This window comes from Acidiplasma aeolicum, assembly GCF_001402945.1.
GTDB lineage: Archaea > Thermoplasmatota > Thermoplasmata > Thermoplasmatales > Thermoplasmataceae > Acidiplasma > Acidiplasma aeolicum.
Map to the genome: position 1 here is coordinate 1 of NZ_LKBG01000186.1, position 730 is coordinate 730.

Consider the following 730-nt stretch of genomic DNA (forward strand, 5'->3'; position numbering starts at 1 on the left):
ATTGTTTTTATTTATTAACAATGCATTTGCCGGTTCCAATATATTTAAATTATATAATCCATTTACCTTTAGTTTCTGCTTTATTCCCTGTATTTTAATATAATTGTTGTTTATTATTTTATATGTATTGTTATACTGTTTCAATGGTATTGATGTTATATATTTTTTAAATTTTAATTTCCCTGTTTTATATCCATTTTCCTTTAATTTTGATAATCCTTTAATATTATCCATGGTTCTATCAATAATTTCTTCCCTCATCTGTGATGATAAATATTTTAAATCCCTTATTTCATAATGGTCCTTTACATACACTGGTACTTTATTTACCTTGTAATCCATATTAAAAATATCATTGTTAAATTCCTTATTTATAATATAATTGTATAACCATTTAGCCTCCAAAAATATTCTCCTTAATATCCTTAATGTGCTGGTATTTAGCTTATCACTGTCGATCTTTGCTTTTATAATTGCTGCTGATTGAGATTTTCTTCTTTCTTTAGTTTTATTTAACGAATCTTTTATTTTATTCTTCCTTGCTTCTATCATGTTCATTTATTAATTTCATTATAACATCATTATAGCTTTCCCTCGGGTTATTTTTTAATTTGTTTAATTTTTCTCTTGTTTCATCATGTATTATTATATTTACAAACCCCATATTTATGTATATGTGTATCTAACATATAAATATTTAGTTCTAAAAATGTTTCAAAAAATATTATTT

General features: G+C 22.9%; 1 protein-coding gene and 1 pseudogene. Both read right to left on the reverse strand.

Going from position 1 to position 730, the window contains the following annotated elements; all coding sequences use genetic code 11:
• A pseudogene (locus AOG54_RS04285) lies at positions 1–558 on the reverse strand (RNA-guided endonuclease InsQ/TnpB family protein); the annotation flags it as partial.
• Complete coding sequence (locus AOG54_RS09705) at positions 530–664, reverse strand: DUF7557 family protein (protein ID WP_156150266.1); 135 nt, start codon at positions 662–664, stop codon at positions 530–532. The pseudogene AOG54_RS04285 and the gene AOG54_RS09705, both read right to left, overlap by 29 nt.
• Between the last annotated feature and the right edge of the window lie 66 nt (positions 665–730).

Excerpts from the sequence above, each read along its gene's own strand:
- AOG54_RS09705 (WP_156150266.1), bottom strand. The coding sequence starts at position 664 with ATGGGGTTTGTAAATATAATAATACATGATGAAACAAGAGAAAAATTA.